Origin of the sequence: Sulfurimonas sp., assembly GCF_047622445.1 — a bacterium.
Taxonomy (GTDB): Bacteria; Campylobacterota; Campylobacteria; order Campylobacterales; family Sulfurimonadaceae; genus Sulfurimonas.
Genome location: NZ_JBLHOE010000063.1, coordinates 1 through 19187, shown reverse-complemented (window position 1 = coordinate 19187; position 19187 = coordinate 1). Strand labels below are relative to the sequence as shown.

At 32.5% G+C, this 19187-nt stretch carries 15 protein-coding genes; 1 reads left to right on the top strand and 14 read right to left on the bottom strand.

Going from position 1 to position 19187, the window contains the following annotated elements; genetic code table 11:
- Window positions 1-57: 57 nt before the first annotated feature.
- Window positions 58-480, bottom strand: a complete 423-nt coding sequence (locus tag ACI9TV_RS12810; RefSeq protein WP_415251207.1) for a hypothetical protein — start codon at window positions 478-480, stop codon at window positions 58-60.
- A gap of 105 nt (window positions 481-585) precedes the next feature.
- Here ACI9TV_RS12810 and murA point away from each other — a divergent pair, with 105 nt between their 5' ends.
- A complete protein-coding gene (murA, locus tag ACI9TV_RS12805; protein WP_415251206.1) occupies window positions 586-1848 on the top strand; it encodes a UDP-N-acetylglucosamine 1-carboxyvinyltransferase in 1263 nt (420 codons plus the stop codon).
- 22 nt (window positions 1849-1870) lie between these two features.
- On the opposite strand, the gene ACI9TV_RS12800 is transcribed toward murA, so the two are convergent.
- From ACI9TV_RS12800 to ACI9TV_RS12740, 13 genes are all read right to left on the bottom strand, one after another.
- A complete protein-coding gene (locus ACI9TV_RS12800; RefSeq protein WP_415251205.1) occupies window positions 1871-2248 on the bottom strand; it encodes a heat shock protein transcriptional repressor HspR in 378 nt (125 codons plus the stop codon).
- Window positions 2249-2252: 4 nt separating this feature from the next.
- Complete coding sequence (locus tag ACI9TV_RS12795; RefSeq protein WP_415251204.1) at window positions 2253-3131, bottom strand: DnaJ C-terminal domain-containing protein; 879 nt, start codon at window positions 3129-3131, stop codon at window positions 2253-2255.
- A gap of 312 nt (window positions 3132-3443) precedes the next feature.
- Window positions 3444-4979: a bifunctional phosphoribosylaminoimidazolecarboxamide formyltransferase/IMP cyclohydrolase gene (gene purH / locus ACI9TV_RS12790; protein WP_415251203.1), complete on the bottom strand. Its 1536-nt coding sequence runs from the start codon at window positions 4977-4979 to the stop codon at window positions 3444-3446.
- A gap of 40 nt (window positions 4980-5019) precedes the next feature.
- The gene (locus ACI9TV_RS12785; RefSeq protein WP_415251202.1) at window positions 5020-6213 is read right to left on the bottom strand and encodes a sugar transferase; all 1194 of its coding nucleotides are present in this window, start codon (window positions 6211-6213) and stop codon (window positions 5020-5022) included.
- Between the two features lie 175 nt (window positions 6214-6388).
- Complete coding sequence (locus ACI9TV_RS12780; RefSeq protein WP_415251201.1) at window positions 6389-7483, bottom strand: glycosyltransferase; 1095 nt, start codon at window positions 7481-7483, stop codon at window positions 6389-6391.
- Window positions 7473-8363, bottom strand: coding sequence for a GDP-mannose 4,6-dehydratase (locus ACI9TV_RS12775; RefSeq protein WP_415251200.1), 891 nt, complete (start codon window positions 8361-8363; stop codon window positions 7473-7475). Before ACI9TV_RS12775 ends, ACI9TV_RS12780 begins: the two co-directional genes overlap by 11 nt.
- Window positions 8347-9381: a GDP-mannose 4,6-dehydratase gene (gene gmd / locus ACI9TV_RS12770; protein ID WP_415251199.1), complete on the bottom strand. Its 1035-nt coding sequence runs from the start codon at window positions 9379-9381 to the stop codon at window positions 8347-8349. Before gmd ends, ACI9TV_RS12775 begins: the two co-directional genes overlap by 17 nt.
- 21 nt (window positions 9382-9402) lie before the next feature.
- Window positions 9403-10713, bottom strand: a complete 1311-nt coding sequence (locus ACI9TV_RS12765; RefSeq protein ID WP_415251198.1) for a TolC family protein — start codon at window positions 10711-10713, stop codon at window positions 9403-9405.
- Window positions 10703-12001 carry an HlyD family type I secretion periplasmic adaptor subunit gene (locus tag ACI9TV_RS12760; protein ID WP_415251197.1) on the bottom strand — a complete coding sequence of 433 codons (1299 nt, stop codon included), beginning with the start codon at window positions 11999-12001 and terminating at the stop codon, window positions 10703-10705. Before ACI9TV_RS12760 ends, ACI9TV_RS12765 begins: the two co-directional genes overlap by 11 nt.
- A gap of 3 nt (window positions 12002-12004) precedes the next feature.
- Complete coding sequence (locus ACI9TV_RS12755) at window positions 12005-13762, bottom strand: type I secretion system permease/ATPase (protein ID WP_415251196.1); 1758 nt, start codon at window positions 13760-13762, stop codon at window positions 12005-12007.
- Window positions 13763-13770: 8 nt separating this feature from the next.
- Window positions 13771-15129 carry a SapC family protein gene (locus ACI9TV_RS12750; RefSeq protein ID WP_415251195.1) on the bottom strand — a complete coding sequence of 453 codons (1359 nt, stop codon included), beginning with the start codon at window positions 15127-15129 and terminating at the stop codon, window positions 13771-13773.
- A 126-nt stretch (window positions 15130-15255) separates the two neighbouring features.
- Complete coding sequence (locus tag ACI9TV_RS12745) at window positions 15256-17370, bottom strand: DUF4214 domain-containing protein (protein ID WP_415251194.1); 2115 nt, start codon at window positions 17368-17370, stop codon at window positions 15256-15258.
- A 123-nt stretch (window positions 17371-17493) separates the two neighbouring features.
- The coding region (locus ACI9TV_RS12740) for a M12 family metallo-peptidase (RefSeq protein WP_415251193.1) at window positions 17494-19187 on the bottom strand (1694 nt) is incomplete at its 5' end.

Here is a 19187-nt window from a genome sequence, read left to right as displayed (position 1 = left end):
CAATACACTCACTCTTATAGCCCATCGAAACCAAAGTAAAAAATAAAAACTTGACATCTATACTTTGAAACTCCCTAACATATCATTATAATGTTCTAAGGTCATAAAACTTTTCTCAAATCTATAGCGTATAATAAACTCAATTACCAAGTTTTTAAGCTTTTCATCCACATTCTCAGCCCGACCAAAATAAGCTAATGAAATATTTTTTGATTTTACAGTTGCATTTTTATCATAAGAGATTGCAAGTACCTGAAGATACTTACCCTCTTTAACTTCACCGAGAGTTTCTTTTACTAAAGATGCTCCAGAGAGGTTAATAGCTTTAAAGTCAAATAATTCTATAAAATTATTAACCTTTTTATCAATAGAGAGTTTTTTATATAAGTCTTCTAGTATTTTTAAATTTTCTTTTCTCGCCATTTCGTACGAGGACATTTTACTCGTTAAGTTTTTTAATCTATCCAAGGCTGTGCTCATAGAAGTTCCTTATTATCTGATTGATATAGAAGTATATCAAAATAAGTATAAATTAATATTACAATTCTCTGCTATAATTAGTTACTTTAAAACTTGAAGAGAGCAATGGATTACTTACAAATAGAGGGTATTAAATCCCTAAACGGAACTATCGAAATTTCTGGTGCTAAAAACGCTTCACTCCCCCTGATAGCTATGACTATCCTTGCTAAAAATAGTGTAAATATTAAAAACCTTCCTGATGTTGTTGATATTAAAACACTTTTAAAACTTTTAACAAACCTTGGTGCGTCTTGTGACTTTGAAGATGACAAAGTAGTTGTTGATACTTCAACTATCACTGAGACAAAAGCAACATATGATATCGTAAAAACTATGCGTGCTTCTATCCTAGTTTTAGGACCAATACTCGCTAGGTTTGGTCATTGTGAAGTTTCTCTTCCTGGTGGTTGCGCTATTGGGCAACGCCCTATTGACTTGCATCTTAAAGCCTTAGAACAAATGGGTGCACACATTGACATCAAATCTGGATATGTAGAAGCTACTGCACCAAATGGACTGAAGGGTTGCAACATTAACTTTGATAAAATCACTGTTACAGGAACTGCAAACATTATAATGGCAGCAGCTTTAGCACATGGAAACACTACCATTACAAATGCAGCGCGTGAACCTGAAGTTGTACAACTTTGTGAAATTCTTAATGACAATGGAGTAGCCATAGAAGGGATTGGAACTGCGATTTTAACTATTCATGGGACTGCTGGAAAGTGTATAGATATCAAAGAGTTTACTGTCATTCCAGATAGAATAGAAGCTGGTACATATCTTTGTGCTGGAGCAATTACTCGCTCAGAGCTAACTATCTCAAATGTAGAACCAAAGCACCTTGGTGCAGTTTTATCAAAACTTGAGGAGATGGGAAGTACTTTTACAACAACAAAAGACACTATAACTATCCACCCATCATCGGACATCAAACCTGTAAAGATTGTCACACAAGAGTATCCTGCTTTTCCAACAGATATGCAAGCGCAGTTTATGGCACTGGCAACTCAAGCTGATGGAGTTTCTATCATAGAAGAAAGACTCTTTGAAAATAGATTTATGCATGTGAGTGAGTTACAGCGTATGGGTGCAGATATTACACTCAATGGAAATATAGCAACCATAAATGGAAAGAATCCACTTTCTGGAACAGATGTTATGGCGACAGATTTAAGAGCTTCTAGTGCTCTTGTTTTAGCAGCTCTAGTTTCAGAGGGAACAACCGATATTCACCGTATTTATCATTTAGACCGTGGTTATGATAGATTAAAAGAAAAGTTAGAAAATGTTGGAGCTAAAATTCAAAGACTAAAAGAATAATAGCAGTAGATCATCTCTTATTTTATTCTTCGAAGATTATTATATCGTAGATGCTTCTTTTTGTTACCATCGCTTTACTTGGTGAAACACCATAGGAGTTTTTAGCTTTATCCATTTCATAACGAAGTTCTGCCATCTCACTTTCCATTGCATCCACATTTTCTTTCAAACGCAAGATTATATCAACACCTGCGAGATTTACTCCTAGTTCACGAGTAAGACGTAAAATAAGTTTAATTCTATCTATATCTCTTTGAGAGTAAAGTCTTATACGACCATTTGTTCTTGCTGGGCATATAAGATTTTCTCTTTCATATTGACGCAGAGTCTGCGGGTGAATATCCAGAATTTTTGCAACAATAGAAATTAAATAAACTGGCTCATCATAGGGGTGAATCATACGATTATTCCTTTGGAAGTTTTTCTTTCATCATCTCAACTAGATCTTTATCCAATTCATCAATTTTTGGTAAAATTATGTTTGCTTTTAAATACAGGTCTCCACGAACTTTTGTTTTACGGTTCATAGCACCCATCTCTTTTACACGAAAGCTTTGTCCATTTTTTGTATTTTGAGGAACTTTAAGTTTAATCTCTTTTTCTAATGTTTCTATAGCTATTTTTTCACCAAAAAGTGCGGCTACTAAGGGAAGATCAAAGACTTTGATAAGATTGTTATCATCTCTTTCATAATCAGGACTACTTGCTACTGTTATCTTTAAAAATAAATCTCCAGCTTGTCCACCTTGGGCATGACCTTTGCCTTTAACCCGCATTTTTTCACCACTTTTTACACCAGCAGGAATTTTTATGTCAAATCTATCGCCTTGAACTGATACAGAGTGAGAACCACCAAGGATAGACACAACAAATGGAATCGTTACACTTGTCTCAATATCAAGGTTTGGAGCCTGTTGTTGGCCACCAAAACCTCCTCCTCCACCAAATGGGTTACCTCCACCTCCAAAGCCTCCACCGCCAGAGAACATTTGTCTGAGTATATCATCTAAATCACCCTGTCCATGGCTACCATGTGAACGTGAAAAATCACTAAAGTTTTGACCACCAAACATATTATCGCCCATTTGGTCGTATTGTCTTTTTTTCTCTTTATCACTTAGTATTTCGTACGCTGAATTAATCTCTTTAAATTTGTCTTCCGCACCAGCATCTTTATTGATATCTGGATGGAACTGACGTGCAAGTTTTCTATATGCTTTTTTTATCTCTGCTTCACTCGCACCTTCGTTGATTTCAAGTGTTTTGTATAATGATTTCGCCATTGTTTTCCTAAAAATTATTGTTTAATTTATTTAAGTGGGATTATATCATAGAGGTTGAGTGTAAGTCAATCAAGTTTCCACTACAAAATCCTAAGAATATAAAACGGCTTCATAGTGGGTACCCAAAAATCAAAGATTTTGACCCTTCCACTGCAGGGGTTTTATTATTCTCAGTATTTTTCCGTTACCGTGTTTAAAAAGAATGGATATCTAAAATCAAAAGAGTAATGTAATTTCAAGGTGCATAGAGAGGAAGGATACTCCTGTATCTGACGAACGTAGCAACGAAGAAGTTACGTTGCTATTTTGATTTTAATGTAGGAAGTGGCGAACTTCTGAGAAATATAGACTCATTCCAAACTCATTTGCAGCCGCAATAATCTCTTCATCGCGAATACTTCCACCAGGCTCGATAATATTTTTAACACCGGCCGTAGCCGCTGCATCGATACTATCACGAAATGGGAAAAATGCTTCAGATGCAAGTGCTGCACCACTAACATCAAGACCCATATCTTTTGCTTTTTTTAGTGCACATTGAGCAGCATCAACACGTGAAGTCATACCCATACCAACAGCCACCATTGCAGAGTTTTTAACATACACTACACAGTTAGACTTAGTAAGAGACGCAACTTTGTATGCTATCTCCATATCTTTCATATCTGCCTCTGATGCAGCATTTTCTGAAACCAACTTAGCATTTTTAACTTCATCAGCTCCAACTTTATCTGCATCTTGAAAAACAAATCCACCATCAACATGTTTAAAGTCTTTTTTATCATCCGCTAAAATAAGTTTATCTGAACCCATTTCAAAAAGTTTTATACGTTTTTTCTTAGCAAATACTTCTTGTGCTTCTTCAGTAATACGACCAGCAATTACAACTTCTAAGAAAATCTCATTCATTTTCTCAGCAAGTTCTTTGTTAACAACTCCATTAACTGCAACAACACCACCAAAAGCAGAAACTGGATCACACTTTAGTGCTTCTATATATGCTTCTAAGAGCGTATCTTTAATTGCAAAACCACAAGGATTACCATGTTTAGAGATACAAACTGCATTGTCTTCACCAAATGCACGTGCAATTTTAACAGCACCATTAAGGTCATTTAAGTTGTTGAAACTTGCTTCACCCTTAAGTGTTTTAAAGTTCTTACTAAAGTGCGTATCAAACTCATATAATGCACCTTGCTGATGTGGGTTTTCACCATATCTTGTAGCCATTACTTTATTTCCAACTACAAATTGCTTTTCGCCAAAACCATCGTTAAAACGTTGATTCATATAGTTTGCAATCATAGAGTCATACGCAGCTGTGTGCTCATACGCTTTAATCATATATCCACGACGGAATTCTTTTGTATTTTTCTCGTTTTCTATTGCTTCTATTACTTCAGTATAGTCTGCAACATCAGTAACGATAATTACAGCATCAAAGTTTTTAGCAGCTGATCGAACCATTGCAGGCCCACCGATGTCAATGTTCTCAATGATGTCATCAAAGTCATCAGTACGCTCAATAGTCTCTTTAAATGGGTAAAGATTTACACAAACAAGGTCAATTGACTCAACGCCTAACTCTTTTGCTTGGTCAAGGTGTGATTGTTTATCACGACGGTGAAGTATCCCACCATGAACATAAGGATTTAAAGTTTTAACACGCCCTTCAAAACACTCAGGAAATTTTGTAACTTCATCTATTTCTATTGCATCTATACCAGCTTCAACTAATTTCTTATACGTCCCGCCCGTAGAAATAATCTCATAATTATTCTTTACAAGTGAATTACAAAACTCAACTACGCCCGTTTTATCACTAACACTTACTAATGCTCTTTTCATTATATACCTTGAAAAATAAATTATGAAATTTTACCAAAACTTATCTAGCACCGACCTTTAATAAAACGACTTTTATAGTTTTTAAAAAGATAACTAAATCCATCCATAAAGACCAATTTTGAATATACCAAGTATCTAAATCAACTCTTTCTTGAAATGTCAGTTCGTTCCTTCCACTCACTTGCCATAAGCCTGTAATACCAGGGTTCACTTTAAGTATAATATCTTTATTTAATGTACCAATACTTTCCTCTTCATCAAGCATATATGGCCTTGGTCCAATAAGATTCATATTACCCCGTATAATGTTATAAAATTGTGGAAATTCATCCAAAGAAGTTTGTCGTAAGAAATTACCTATTTTTGTTATTCTCGGATCATTTTTATATTTACGAAATATTTGATAATATGCAACTTCATCAGGATTATCTTCTAAATATTCTTTCAAAACATCTTGATTTTCATGCATCGTTCTATATTTATAACAAGAAAATTTTTGTGAGTTCTTCCCTAATCTTTTTTGTTTGTAAATTACACTTCCCTTGGAATCTAATTTAATTAATAATGATATAAATAAATGTAATACTAAAGCAAATGGGAAAATCAAGAGTACAAGAATTTTTTCAAATAAATATTTAATAAATATATTCTGATAATTTAATAAACGATTTTCCAAATGTATTGCAGATAAACGGATATTAGAATAATCCATAATACTTGCATGGGAAAAATCTAAATGATCCATGTAGGGTACAACATAAATATCTTTTGTACTTTGAGCATATTTTTTTATTAAATTTTGTAATTCAATTGTTTTAAAACTCTTCGAAGCTATAATTATCATTTCATATTTATCGAAAGAATTCTTAAATCCAAAGTACCAGTTTTTATCTATCTCATTTATGATAGTTTCTAAGTCTTTATCTTTGGCTAATACCTTTACCTTAATATTGAAAAAATCAATTTTAAAGATAAGTCTTTTAAAAATTCTTTTAAACAATGGTACTAAAAATACTGCAAAGGTAAAAAATATCATAATAAGGATTCTAGAATATTCACTTGAAATTTTTGTTAATGTCAAAACAGTAAAAACTATTAACAAAGAAAGAACGAGAGCTTTAATAACTCGTTTTGCATCCCCCCAAAAATCATGTCTTACAAAGTAAATTTTTTCATATAAGAACATAGAAAGGGAAATGATAATAATCCAAGAATATTTTTCAATACTTTGCATTTCATAAAAAGGTAATAATTCATTTAAAAAATCACTTCTTATAAAAACTGCTAACTTTAAAGAAGATACTAAAGCGAGATAATCTATAAAAAATAAGATTATAAACAATAGTACTGAAGATATTTGAAATTTATTGGTTTTCATCAAAGTATTATACTTCAAAGTAAGACTATTCTTAATTAAGTTTACTGTCAATAAACTCTTTTATCTCTTTTTTAAATCTATCTATGGAAAATATCTGAACATTATTTGATATTTCTTTATAATCAAATATGTGTTTTTCAAACTTATGCACAGCTTTAATAATATCTTGCTTAGTTTGGCTTTTAAAATGAATGCCATTTATCATGTCTTGAACCGTTTCAGCTGTTCCACCTTCATTCAATGCAATGACAGGTGTTCCACAGGCCATTGCTTCTATTGGCACTATTCCAAAGTCCTCAATTGCAGCATATATGAAAGCTTTTGCTTCTTGCATATATTTTACCATTATCGATGTATCTTGATAACCTAAAATTATTATATTTTTTTTAGCGATTCGTGTAATACTTTCATACTCTTCACCACTCCCAATAACCACCAGTTTTTTATCTGGCATATCATTAAAAGCTTCCACTATTAGTTTTGTTTTTTTATAAGGAACTAAACGAGAGGCAGTTAAATAAAAATTTTCTTTTTGCTCACACATATGAAAGTTCTCTATATCCACAGGTGGGTATATTACAACTGAATCTCTCTTATACGTCTTTTTTATTCTTTCTTGCACAAACTTTGAATCAGCAATAAAATAATCAACTCCGGACAAAGTTCTAATATCAAACTTTCGTATGTATCTTAAAGTACTCTTTACAAAAAACTTTTTTGGCTGCTTTAAATTTTTTGTGTATTCATTATATAAATCCCACGCGTAACGAATTGGTGTATAACAGTACGATATATGTAACTGTGTTGAAGTTGTTTTAACGCCTTTGGCAACTGCCCAAGAACTACTGAGAATTAAATCATAACGAGACAAGTTAAAACTTTCAATGGCAAGAGGAAATAATGCTAAATAGTTTCTAAAATGTTTTTTTGCAAATGGAAGTTTCTGTATAAATGATGTTTTTACATGTCTTCCCTTTAAAACTACCTCTCTTTCTTCCTCGTCTAAAAAATCTACAAGTGAGTAAATATCTGCATTTGGATAGACTTCTAAAATAGCCTTTAAAACTTTTTCAGCACCAGCATCTGTTACTAACCAATCATGGACAATAGCTACTTTAAGATTCAAACATTTTTCTCAACGTAGTTTTAAAGTCTACTTGTTCTAATTTTCCAATGAGATCAAAAAGTTTTTCGGGTGAACCCGTAAGTGTTTTTATTTCATCTTTTCTTACAAAATCAGGATTAACTGACACTTGAATCGTATATCCTGCAATCTTATTCATCATTTCTATTACATCTAAAAGCTGTATCCCTCTATTGGAACTTATATTTAAAATTATGGATTTACCATTACATTCTAAGAGTTTTTTATAAACTTCACATACATAAGTAATATCATTAAATTCTCGTTGAACATCTAAGTTACCTAACTCAATATTTTTTTTATTGTCTTTAAAATGATTTACTATTTTTGGTATCAAAAAATGTCTCATTTGACCAACTCCAGTATAGTTGAATGGTCTTGAGATAATTATATTCAGTCGTGAAAAGTAATTTTTAGCCATGGATTCCATAGCATACTTACTAGCACCGTAATGATTTGCAGGTTTTGGACAAAGTGATTCATCTAGTACTTCAGTCCCTAAATTTCCATATACCGTTGCACTACTCGCCATAATTATTTTTTTAGGATTTTGATTTAATTGAATTAATACATCGAGTATATTTATTGCACCAATTGTATTAATGTTGTAAAAATCTTCGTTATTACCATGGGCTGGGAACGATATGCCAGAAAGAACAATAATATAATCAGGGACTACTGCTTTTAGAGCTCTAAGAATATCATCATTACATGTTATATCTACTTGAAAAAAATCATCTTTAGTATCAGAGTATGAAGTACCAAATACTTCATATCCCGTATTCTTTAAATACTCAGATAGATGAATTCCAGTAAAACCTTCTATACCAAAAACAAGAACTTTATTAGAAGCTAAATCCAAGCTTGTTCCTTCTCAAATCATCTTTTACCATCATTGCACATAACTCTTCAAGCGTACATTTAGGTTCCCATCCAAGTTCATCTTTTGCTTTTTGAGGATCTCCTATAAGTAATTCAACTTCTGAAGGTCTATAAAATTTAGGATTCACTTTAACAACTGTTTTACCAGTTGTTTTATCAATTGCAATCTCTTCTTCACCACTACCTTTAAATTCCACTTCAATTCCAGCACCTTTGAATGCCATCGTTACAAAGTCTCTTACAGTTTCTGTTCTATTTGTAGCCAAAATGTAGGTATCTGGTTTGTCTGCTTGAAGCATTAAATACATACCTTCAATGTAATCCTTTGCAAAACCCCAGTCTCTTTTAGCATCCATATTTCCAAGTTCCATGGAATCAAGTAAACCAAGTTTAATTTTTGCAACTGAATCTGTAATTTTTCTTGTTACAAATTCTCTTCCTCTTAATGGAGATTCATGATTAAATAAGATTCCACTGCATCCAAAAATATTATAAGATTCTCTATAGTTTATAACCATCCAATGTGAATAAAGCTTTGCTACACCATATGGACTTCTAGGATAAAAAGGAGTACTCTCTTTTTGAGGAATCTCTTGTACTTTACCAAACATTTCGGATGTTGACGCTTGATAAAATTTTATTTTTGTATTCACTGTTCTTATTGCTTCAAGAAGGTGGAGACAACCAAGTCCTGTGATATGAGTAGTTGCAATTGGCTGTTCAAACGATACCCCTACAAAACTCTGTGCTGCAAGGTTATATATCTCATCTGGTTGAATCTCCATAAGCATTCTAATACTATTAGCTTGATCCGTTAAGTCATACTCTACAAGATGTAAGTTCTCATGATTTTGTATTCCTAATTCTTCAATTCTCCAAAAATTAACAGAAGATGTACGTCGATATGTACCATATACCTCATAACCTTTTTCTAAAAGAAATTCTGCTAAATATGCACCATCTTGACCTGTAATACCCGTAATTATTGCTTTTTTCATATCTATTATTTCCTACTAATCTTATTGCTCTACTAGTTTATCTAATAGCTCTATACTTTCAAAGTTATTTGTAACGATAAGTAGTCCAATATATGAATCAACCATCTCATATATATTTTCAATATATTTATATTTTACTTCATATTGTTTATTTTTCGCATCGTTTAAATCTATTATACTTTTTAAACCATGTTCATAACCTTGTTCCACAGAATCAACATACAATAATGATGAATCATATGCATCTTTATACATCGAGACTGATGCTACAGACGCTTCAAATAATGCTATGTATTCATCATATTGTACTTGTATATCTTTATGAGTGTTTAAAAGTTCTTCATTAACAGATTGACGGGTAAGTTCTTTTTCTCTTACTTTTGATGATATAGAACCACCTGAGTAAATGGGAAGGTTCAGAACAAGCATAATACTTTTTGTATCTTTATATGGAGCTTGAACGTCAACATTATCAGTATCGTATGCATATATTGAACCTTCTAAGTCCAACTTTGGATAATGCCCAGCAGATGCATTTTTTACTTCATAATTAGAAATTTTCAATTCTAATTTAGACTGAAGTAATGCTAGATTCATTGAAAAATCATTTTTGTTTAATACATTAACTTTCATTTCATTTATACTATCTACAAGGTGCTTATCTGATTCAATTGTCGGTAATTGATACTCAGTATCTCCAATTAATTGCTTCAGTCTCAGCATATTTACTTTAAGTATTTTTTTTTCTTTAATTAAGTCTATTTCAGCGGACTTATACTCAACTTGCATTTCAAGTAAATCCATCTTGCTAACCATAAACATCTCATACTTTTTATTTAATTCATCAAGTCGTGATTGAGAATATTTCAAGTATGTCTCATATAGTTTAATTTTATTATTATTTTTGAGTACTTCAAGGTAAGCTTTAAAAACTGTCTGTGCTAATTCTTCTTTTTCTAGTTCTAAACCTATGTTATATAATTTATTTTTTGATGTTTCAATGTCAATTCTAGAGTATATTTCAGCATTATATACAGATTGCTTTACAGATATACCATAATTAAACAAACCTTGTTTAAGATTTTCTCTACCTGCATCATAATACGAATTTTCTGATTTTTTATAATATCCAGATAAATTAATTTGAGGATACAACCTAGATTCTTCTTGAATAATTCTTTCTTTTGTCCCTTGTACTTGGTAAACAGAAGCTTTTATAGAATGTGCATTTTCTAATGCCAATTCATATGCTTTAGAAAAAAATAGAACTTCAGCATTTAAAGAAATTCCAAATAAACCTAAAAATAAAAAGACGTTTGTATTATTCTTCATTTAAACTTCCCTTTAACATTTCTGTAAATGGTTTAATTAAATAACTTAAAGCTGTTCTATCTCCAAGCTGTATCATTACTTGTGCTGGCATTCCAGACACTAATACAAATTTATTTTCATTTAAAACTTTAATACCTTCTGCGGTTACCTCAATTTTTGCTTCATAATATGGCATACCAGATACTTCATCAATGAAGTTATCTGCAGCAACATGTATGACTCTACCTTGTATAACACTCACTTGTTTTAAATTAAATGCCGAAAACATAATATCAGCTATAAGACCTGTTCTTACCTTATCTATATCTGTCGTTTGAACCTGTGCTATGACCAAAAGTTTTGCATTTTCTGGTACGATTTCTAATATTGCCTCAGAAGGTGTAATGATACCTCCAACAGTATGTAAACTCAATCCTACAATAGTACCATCAATCGGCGATATAATATTTGTTCTTTCCAAAGTATCTTCATTTGCAATAATCTTTGACTTTAAATCTGATATAGTAGATTTAGTTTCTACGTACTTAATAAGTGTTTCTTTTTTAAACTCTTTTTCTCGTAAAAGTTGTTGTGTCTTTACTTCACTTATTTGCTCTTGTAATTTAGAAACTTCTGCTCTTGTACTTGCTAAATCTCCATCTATAGAGTTATTTTCTCTTTTAAGTTCCCTAATTCTTTGTTTATCTACAAGTCTTTGTTTAAAAAGTTCTTCCCATTCTAATCTTTCTTCCAATATTGAAGATGACCTTTTTTGCTTACTGAGGATAAGAGATTCTAACCCACTAATTTGTTCTTGCAATTGAACAATCTTATTTTGGTTAATAGTCTTTTCATCTTTAATCGTTTTCTTAGTAGTTACAAATATATTTATTTGATCATTCTTAGCATTTATATCATGTAAATTTTCAGGAAAAGAAATAGTATTCTTATTATCTCTTTGTGTTTTTAATCTTGCGAATAAGGCTATTGCATCTTGAAACTGGGCATTTAAAATATCTAACTGCGCCTTTATCTGAACATCTCTTAATTTAAGTAGTAATTGACCCTTTTTTACTTTATCCCCATCTTTTACATATATGGCAGTTACTTTTCCACCTTCTAAATGTTGTATGGTTTTTTTATCTAAGTCTGCAGATACGGTTCCAATCGCAACAGAAGATGATGCTAATGGAGCAAGATACATCCACCCACCCAGTAAAATAAATACAGTAAAAATAAGTCCTAATCCAAATATAATTATAGATGAATCGTCATGTGATGGCATTTGATTTTCTTGATTATCTTGCATTCATTAACTCCCTGGTTTATTAAGTGATATTTTTTTAGCAGCTTGCGGATTTGTTATTTGATTTTGAACTTGCGCACTCTTAGCCGCTGCCATTTTTGATAGAATGTCATTTGTATCGCCATAAGCTTCCAAAGAACCTTCCTTGATAATAGCTAGTTTTGTAGTTGCTTGCAATATACTCGGACGATGTGTAATAACAATCACTGTCGTATTTTTCTCTTTTAAAAGTTTTATTGCTTGAACTAAGGCTACTTCACCCACTTCATCTAGATTTGAATTAGGTTCATCTAATACAACTAGTATTGGATTATCATAAATTGCACGAGTAAAACCTATACGTTGTCGTTGTCCACCGGAAAGTGTTGCTCCCCCTGCACCTATCTTAGTGTCATAACCATCAGGAAGTCTTAAAATCATTTCATGTACACCAGCTATTTTTGCTGCTTCTACTACTTTTTCAGAATTTACTTCAGCGAATCTACATATATTTTGTGAAATTGTACCCTCAAATAGTTCTATATCTTGAGGTAGGTATCCGATATGTTGTCCAAGTAGTGCTTTATCCCATTGGTAAATATCTGCAGAATCGAGCCTAGCTTTACCCGCAGCTAAAGGCCATAAACCTAAAATAATTCTCGCTAAAGATGACTTACCGGCTGCACTTGGCCCAATTATACCAACTATATCACCTTTGTTAATAGCCATACTAATGCCTCTGACAGATGGTTGTTCTGCTCCTGGAGGTATTACTACAACACCTTCTAAGAGAATTTCACCTTCAGGTGCTGGTAATTCCATATATTCTTTACCTTTAGGGAAATCAATCAAAAGTGCATCGATTCTTTGATAAGAAGTTCTCGCACTAGAAAAACCTTTCCAAGAATTGATAATCAAATCAAGTGGAGCTAAGGCTCTACCCATGATTATAGAACCAGCTATCATCATACCAGCACTTACTTCATCTTGAATCGCAAGATATCCACCTAAACCTAACATCAAAGACTGAAATAACATTCTAGTAGATTTAGCAACGTTTGACCAAACTCCAGCTTTAGAGCTTGCCTCATTTTGTGCATTTAAAAAACCATAATATTTTTCTTTCCAAATATTATTGATATTTTCTTTCATGCCCATTGCATTTATAACTTCTGCATTTCTTAAACTTGAATCAACATACAAAGTTGAAGCACGACTAAGAGCATTCGCTTCACCTAGTTTTTGTTTTGTCGAGTACTCATTCACAATTGCAAATGTAAGTAACACTAAAGCAGCAAATATCGCAAAATATCCAAAATAAGGGTGAAACATAAAAAGGACAGCTACATATATAGGAATCCAAGGTGCATCAAAAAATGCAAAAAGACCATTACCCGTCATAAATTGTCTCACAGCAGTTAAATCATTAAGAGGCATTGCCGAAGATTTTCCTGGTTTTTCATTTGCTAGGTCAAAAAGAGAATTAAAGACTCTTTCACTTAAAATACTATCTAACTTATTTCCTACTTTAACAAGTATCTTTGAGCGAACAATCTCTAAAAGAGCCATAGTTATAAATAGCACAACAACAATTCCAGTAAGCATATAAAGCGTACCTTCACTTCTACTTGTTATAACTCTATCGTAAAGTTGTAACATATATAATGGGGGAACTAGCATAAGTAAATTTACAAACATACTAAAGAAGCCAACAATTAAAAATGATTTTTTTGATGCTAAAATAGCTTCTTTTAACTCTGAGTTAGAGGTTTTTTGATTTGACATTATACTACCTACTTTTGTCGTTCATGTGCTAGAGTAAAAAGGAATTTAATATTCTCTAGGGATTTTAAATGTGTATCTATTAAGTAAATGATGCCTTTTCGAACCCAATCAGCTAATATATCGTCACTCAAAGCATTTAATTTTTCTCTATTTACAACTTTAAATCCAGAAACTAACACTTTTTTTTCTTCATCTTTACCTATTGATATGTCCATATTTTCTAATATACCACTTTGCGCGATAAGTTTAGAAACATTATGCGTAACTTGAGCTTGATATTCATGCGTAGTTAGAAGCTTAATTGCATCTGATAAAACCTCAGACTGTTCACCATTCTTTTTAAAAAGTTGTTTTCCTTTAGATTTAGAAACAACACTTGCTTCATCATCAATGAGGATAATTTTTTTCTCTAGATTGTCCTTAGCCGCTGCTAAAGAAAAAGGATACTTTCTAAGATATGAGGGGATGTATTCATTTATCCATTTACCTTCTTCATTTATCGCTAAATTTTCTCCACCTAAGGAAACTAAAGAAATTAAAGAAGCTTCTTCATTTGCTGAAAATACAATAGGTAAAGAACTTCCAATTTTATAAACTTCATTTGTAAGAATCGGTACAAAGCTTACATTTTTAGCAAATAACAAATTCTCTACAGGACTTAACTTTGAACTTTTATGTTGTTCTTTATCTAAGATTACTAAATTTTTATACATGTTTTTCCTTTTTTCTTCTGTCTGTTTGGTAGGACGACCAATATTGTTTGGACTTAATGAGATTCCTACGATCTCTTCTACATACTTAATAAAATCTATACTACCTGTTACTAATTGTTTTTCTAAACAGTTTTCTATAAATTTGTATGTTATTTCATCTCTATCTCTATGAAATAATTCTTCATATTTTTTTTGCTCGTATAATTCATGTTGTGAAATAATACTATTGTCTTTATTAAATAAATTTTTCTTCACACTACTATAAAGGTATTCGCTACTTTGCATTTTTTCAATAAATCTCATAGTCTCGAGCAGATATAATTTGTCTTCTATTATCGAAGCTTTATATCTACCTTCCCATATTGTTCCAATATGATCATACTTTGAATTATAATATCCAACATATTTTCTTCCTAAACTTTGCATGAATTTAGATATAGATTGGGAATTTTCTGGAGTGAGTAAAAATTTTATATATTGAGGCATTAATATATATGCATGAATACTAATGGTATGAGCTACATTTAACTCTTCAAGCATGAATACAAAAGCTTCATAATCACTTTCATCTTCAAATATATTTATATTGTCTTTACATCTGAGTAATATATGCTGTGATGCGTTTTCAACAAAGAGTCTAACTTTTCGTGGCAACTATACTTCCTTATCTATTTAAAGAATGAAATTATAGTACAAGAATACTTTAAAAGGCATTAACTCACTCTGGCACTATATTTATAGATATAAATTAGTACCAGAGTTAACTTGACTTTCTAATCTCTAAGGAGCTACAGGAAGAATACAACGAACTGAAAATCCATAACCCTTCCAGTCAGACTGACTAGAACTACTAGTACTAAAATATATGCCTCTAAAGCTTAATGCTGTACTCGTCCAAAAAATACTCAGATTGGAGATATGACCTCCATTACCATTATTACGATAACCGGCAGTTGGAAGTTTTAAAAAATCTTCATACACTTCAACGTATGTATCTTTATTTTCGTCTATTGTTTCTGCTGACAACTCTGAATATGTAGACACTCTAAATCCTACAGGACAAACTGAGCTTCCATCCGTTTTAGACCAGTTGGCACTTCTTAAAACTCCGCTAGCATCTATCGTTGTCCAATCAGCATGACTATTACCTATGAACTCATCTCCTACATTACTTATACCTGTTGCTAGTGTATACGTAACTAAACTAGTCAACTTCTCATGTCCATCTGGATTTCTTCCCCACTGGTAATAATCTCCAAAACAAGCGAGATCAGTCCTTGATGTACATACTTGATCTGCTCCCAAGTTTCTATCTAGCCATGTTCTTCCTGTGTATGGAGATATTACAGTATCATATTCATAGCCATTATGAGAAATTGTTTCAGAAATAAAATCGTCTTCACATGCAACTGTTTCACAACTTTGTGATGTTTCAGGCTTAGGTTCACTACAATACGAATCATTAATAGTATCCCCGTTCCCATCTTTACAAAGAACAGACCTTGTTTGTAAACCACCTGAAATTCCACAAACTCCCCCACAACTACTCCATGAAGAAGGAACTCCCCATGCCACTGGTTCTAGTACTTGAATACAACGAACAGATGTACCTATAGTTCTTTTAGCTATACTAGAAGATTCAAAATATCCAGTATACTTTACCGCTTTATATAAATCGAGTGAAGTTGGAGTGTTTGACATAAGAAAGGCATTCAAAGATTTATCTTCAATCATCCCATCTTCATTACGGCTTCCTGCATATGCAAGTTTAAATAAATCTTGATTTTTTGAAAAATCTTCTTCACGTATTTCATCGACACTTGGAACTCTAAAGCCTACCGGACAAGCATTATACGTAGTACTTCTAGAAGCACCATTAGAATCTAGTGTAGTCCAGTCAGCACTGTCTATTACAAATTTAGCATCATTTGGGTTATATGTTTCTTGTACTCTTAAACTTATAGAACTATCCGATTTTTCATGTCCATCAGGATATCTTCCCCATTGGTAATAATCTCCGAAACACCCTTCATCATCTACTGATGTACACGCTTGTTTTGCACCAAGGTTTCTATCCATCCAAACTCTTCCTGTTTTTTCTGAAGTTATTGTTTCAAAAAAAAAATTGTATTGCTTTAGATTTTCTAGTAAAGATTTTATTGTATCTACTGTAGACGCATCTTGGCATATAGAACCGTATTGTACCTTTAGTCTGTTTATTGCGTCTACTGCTACTAATGGTGAAGATGATAGAGACTCAACTATGGCATTTGCTTCGTGTGTAATACATGACAATACATTCACTGAGGCTCTAAATTTTTTATCTAAATCTAAAGAATCTGAGTCACTTGGATTTGTGCCCTCTTCTAGATTTGTTTCTTCATTTAAAAGACTCACAAACTTTAAAGATACGGATACTTTGTTTTTTAACAAATCCTGTCTTTCTTGTGCTCTATCTAAAGCGAAAGTTCCAGTATTAAGTCCTAATATAGCTTCTGCGTGTAATGCATCATACTGAGGATCATTTCTATCAAAATCTAATGAGATTGACACAAACTCTGCAACCATATCTGAACGAGTCATTCCATCATCAAGTAACTTTTTCCAGTAAGCAATACCTTCAGCATCACCAGCTTGTCCTAAAGTGTTTATGTAAATAGCTTCTACATACTGCTCATTCTCTAAACTCTCATAAAGTGCTGCGAACTTTGGATGTGCGGCAAAGCCAAAAGCTAAAGTTTTAACTGCCTCTGCTTCACCGAGTGTACCAGCCTCAGCTTTCCAATATTCTAGGCCATTTTTATCTGCGGCTCTGTTAAAAAATGCGATATATAAACCTGCAATTTTTTCTTCCACTGTTGATGCGTACGAACTTGATGGGACTATAGTGCTCAAAACGAGTACTATACCTAAGAGTATTTTATTTAACTTGTTCATATTACATTAGCTTCTTACATAGACACTTTGAGAATAAGAAGTGATTGTACCTAAAAGAAGATGAATATTTATTTAAAAGTGTTAGGCCACAGTCCAGACTGAATCATTAAACTGAATCGTTTCAATTCCGGTAAAATTAACGGCAAAGTCCGAGGCAACTAAATTATAACTACCATTACCTAAATCAGCAGATATTTCTACATCTGCTTGCTGTAAACTTATATACATAGTATCAATACCTCCACCTCCATCTACAATATCAAAGCCTCCATTACCAATATAAATAGTATCGTTTCCTAAGAAAGTTTGTATAATATTATCTACTTCATTATCTGTAATAGTATCAGAACCTGAACCAGAATTTACATTTTCTATTATTGACCCTGTGGCAATTGCTAAATTATTTTCGCCAGTATATAGACCATAGCTTGCATCTAAAGAATTCAGCTCACTTTCAATAAATGAATCAAAATTATTACCATTTACATCAACAAGTGCTTGATGTAAATCTATGATTTCTTCTACCGTGTATCTATCTGCGCTATTTAAAGAACCTGCGTTTAAATCTATGGTACTTGCACCCGATGTAGCAGTTAAATTAATTGTATCTATGCCACCTGCATCCCATATTGTATTCATTTCATAGTCTGTGTACGAATATGTATATATATTATTTCCTGAATTACTACTTGTATTTGCTCCATATACATACTGTAATGTTGCAACATCAAATAAAGAATATAATTCTGGTTCTAGATAGCTAGTAAGATAAGATATTGAAGCGCCACCCCCGTTTTCACTATAAGTAAAATCTGTAAGCATATTGTGATTTGTGTATGACATTATCGTATGATTTACATCATCCAATGATGATGATAAAAGAGCTGTATTGTCATTATCAAAAGAATGCTCAAGACCCAAGGCATGACCCAGTTCATGGACTATAGTTGCCCAACCTTGTTCACCAGAATTTAAACCAAAATTACTCGGGTCTGTGTTGAAGTCGCTCGATAAAAACACATCTCCTTCATAATTATAAAAATCTCCTGGATAGTAAGCGAAACCGGCAGTATCTGAATCCATGTCGACAATATTAAACTGAATATCTCCATCACTTTGTGCACTTGTATCAGGTACTTGAGTAAAAGTTATATTTAGCAAATCTTCAAGCTGATTAAAAATAGAATTTACTGCTGATTTTTGTAGTGTACTTAATTGCGTCCATCCAGCTGTAAGAGGAGCTTCACTATTATAACCACTGGGAATAGATGTGTTGAAAGTATAAGTTATGATTCTATCACTAACTAAATCCCAATAACTATCAGAAGCCAATGATGATACACCTAATGTTGCAGCATTACTTAAAAGTCCTAATCCTGTATTTATATTTGAAAAAGCTGTTGTATCAAAAATGGCACTTCCCACAGCTACCGAAGTTTCACTTGAAACTGATTCGAGTGTACCTTGGGAATCTGTATAGGATACGGCTACAGTTATTGTACTTCCTACTTCTGCTTGGGTAAGTGTATAGTTTACGTTTGTTGCGCCTACTATATCAACTCCTCCTGCTTGCCATTGGTGGTGAAGTGTTGTTAATCCATCTTCATCTGCTAAGGTATTTGAAGCTGTAAGTATTTCATCTTCTGTGAGTATTCCTGATATACTTACTACTCCTATTGGAGTATCATTAAGGTTTGCTACTGTAGTTGTTGGAGTTGTGAGTGTTAGGGTCTCTACATTAGATAATGCATCTGTATGTTCTACTGCGAGAGTTA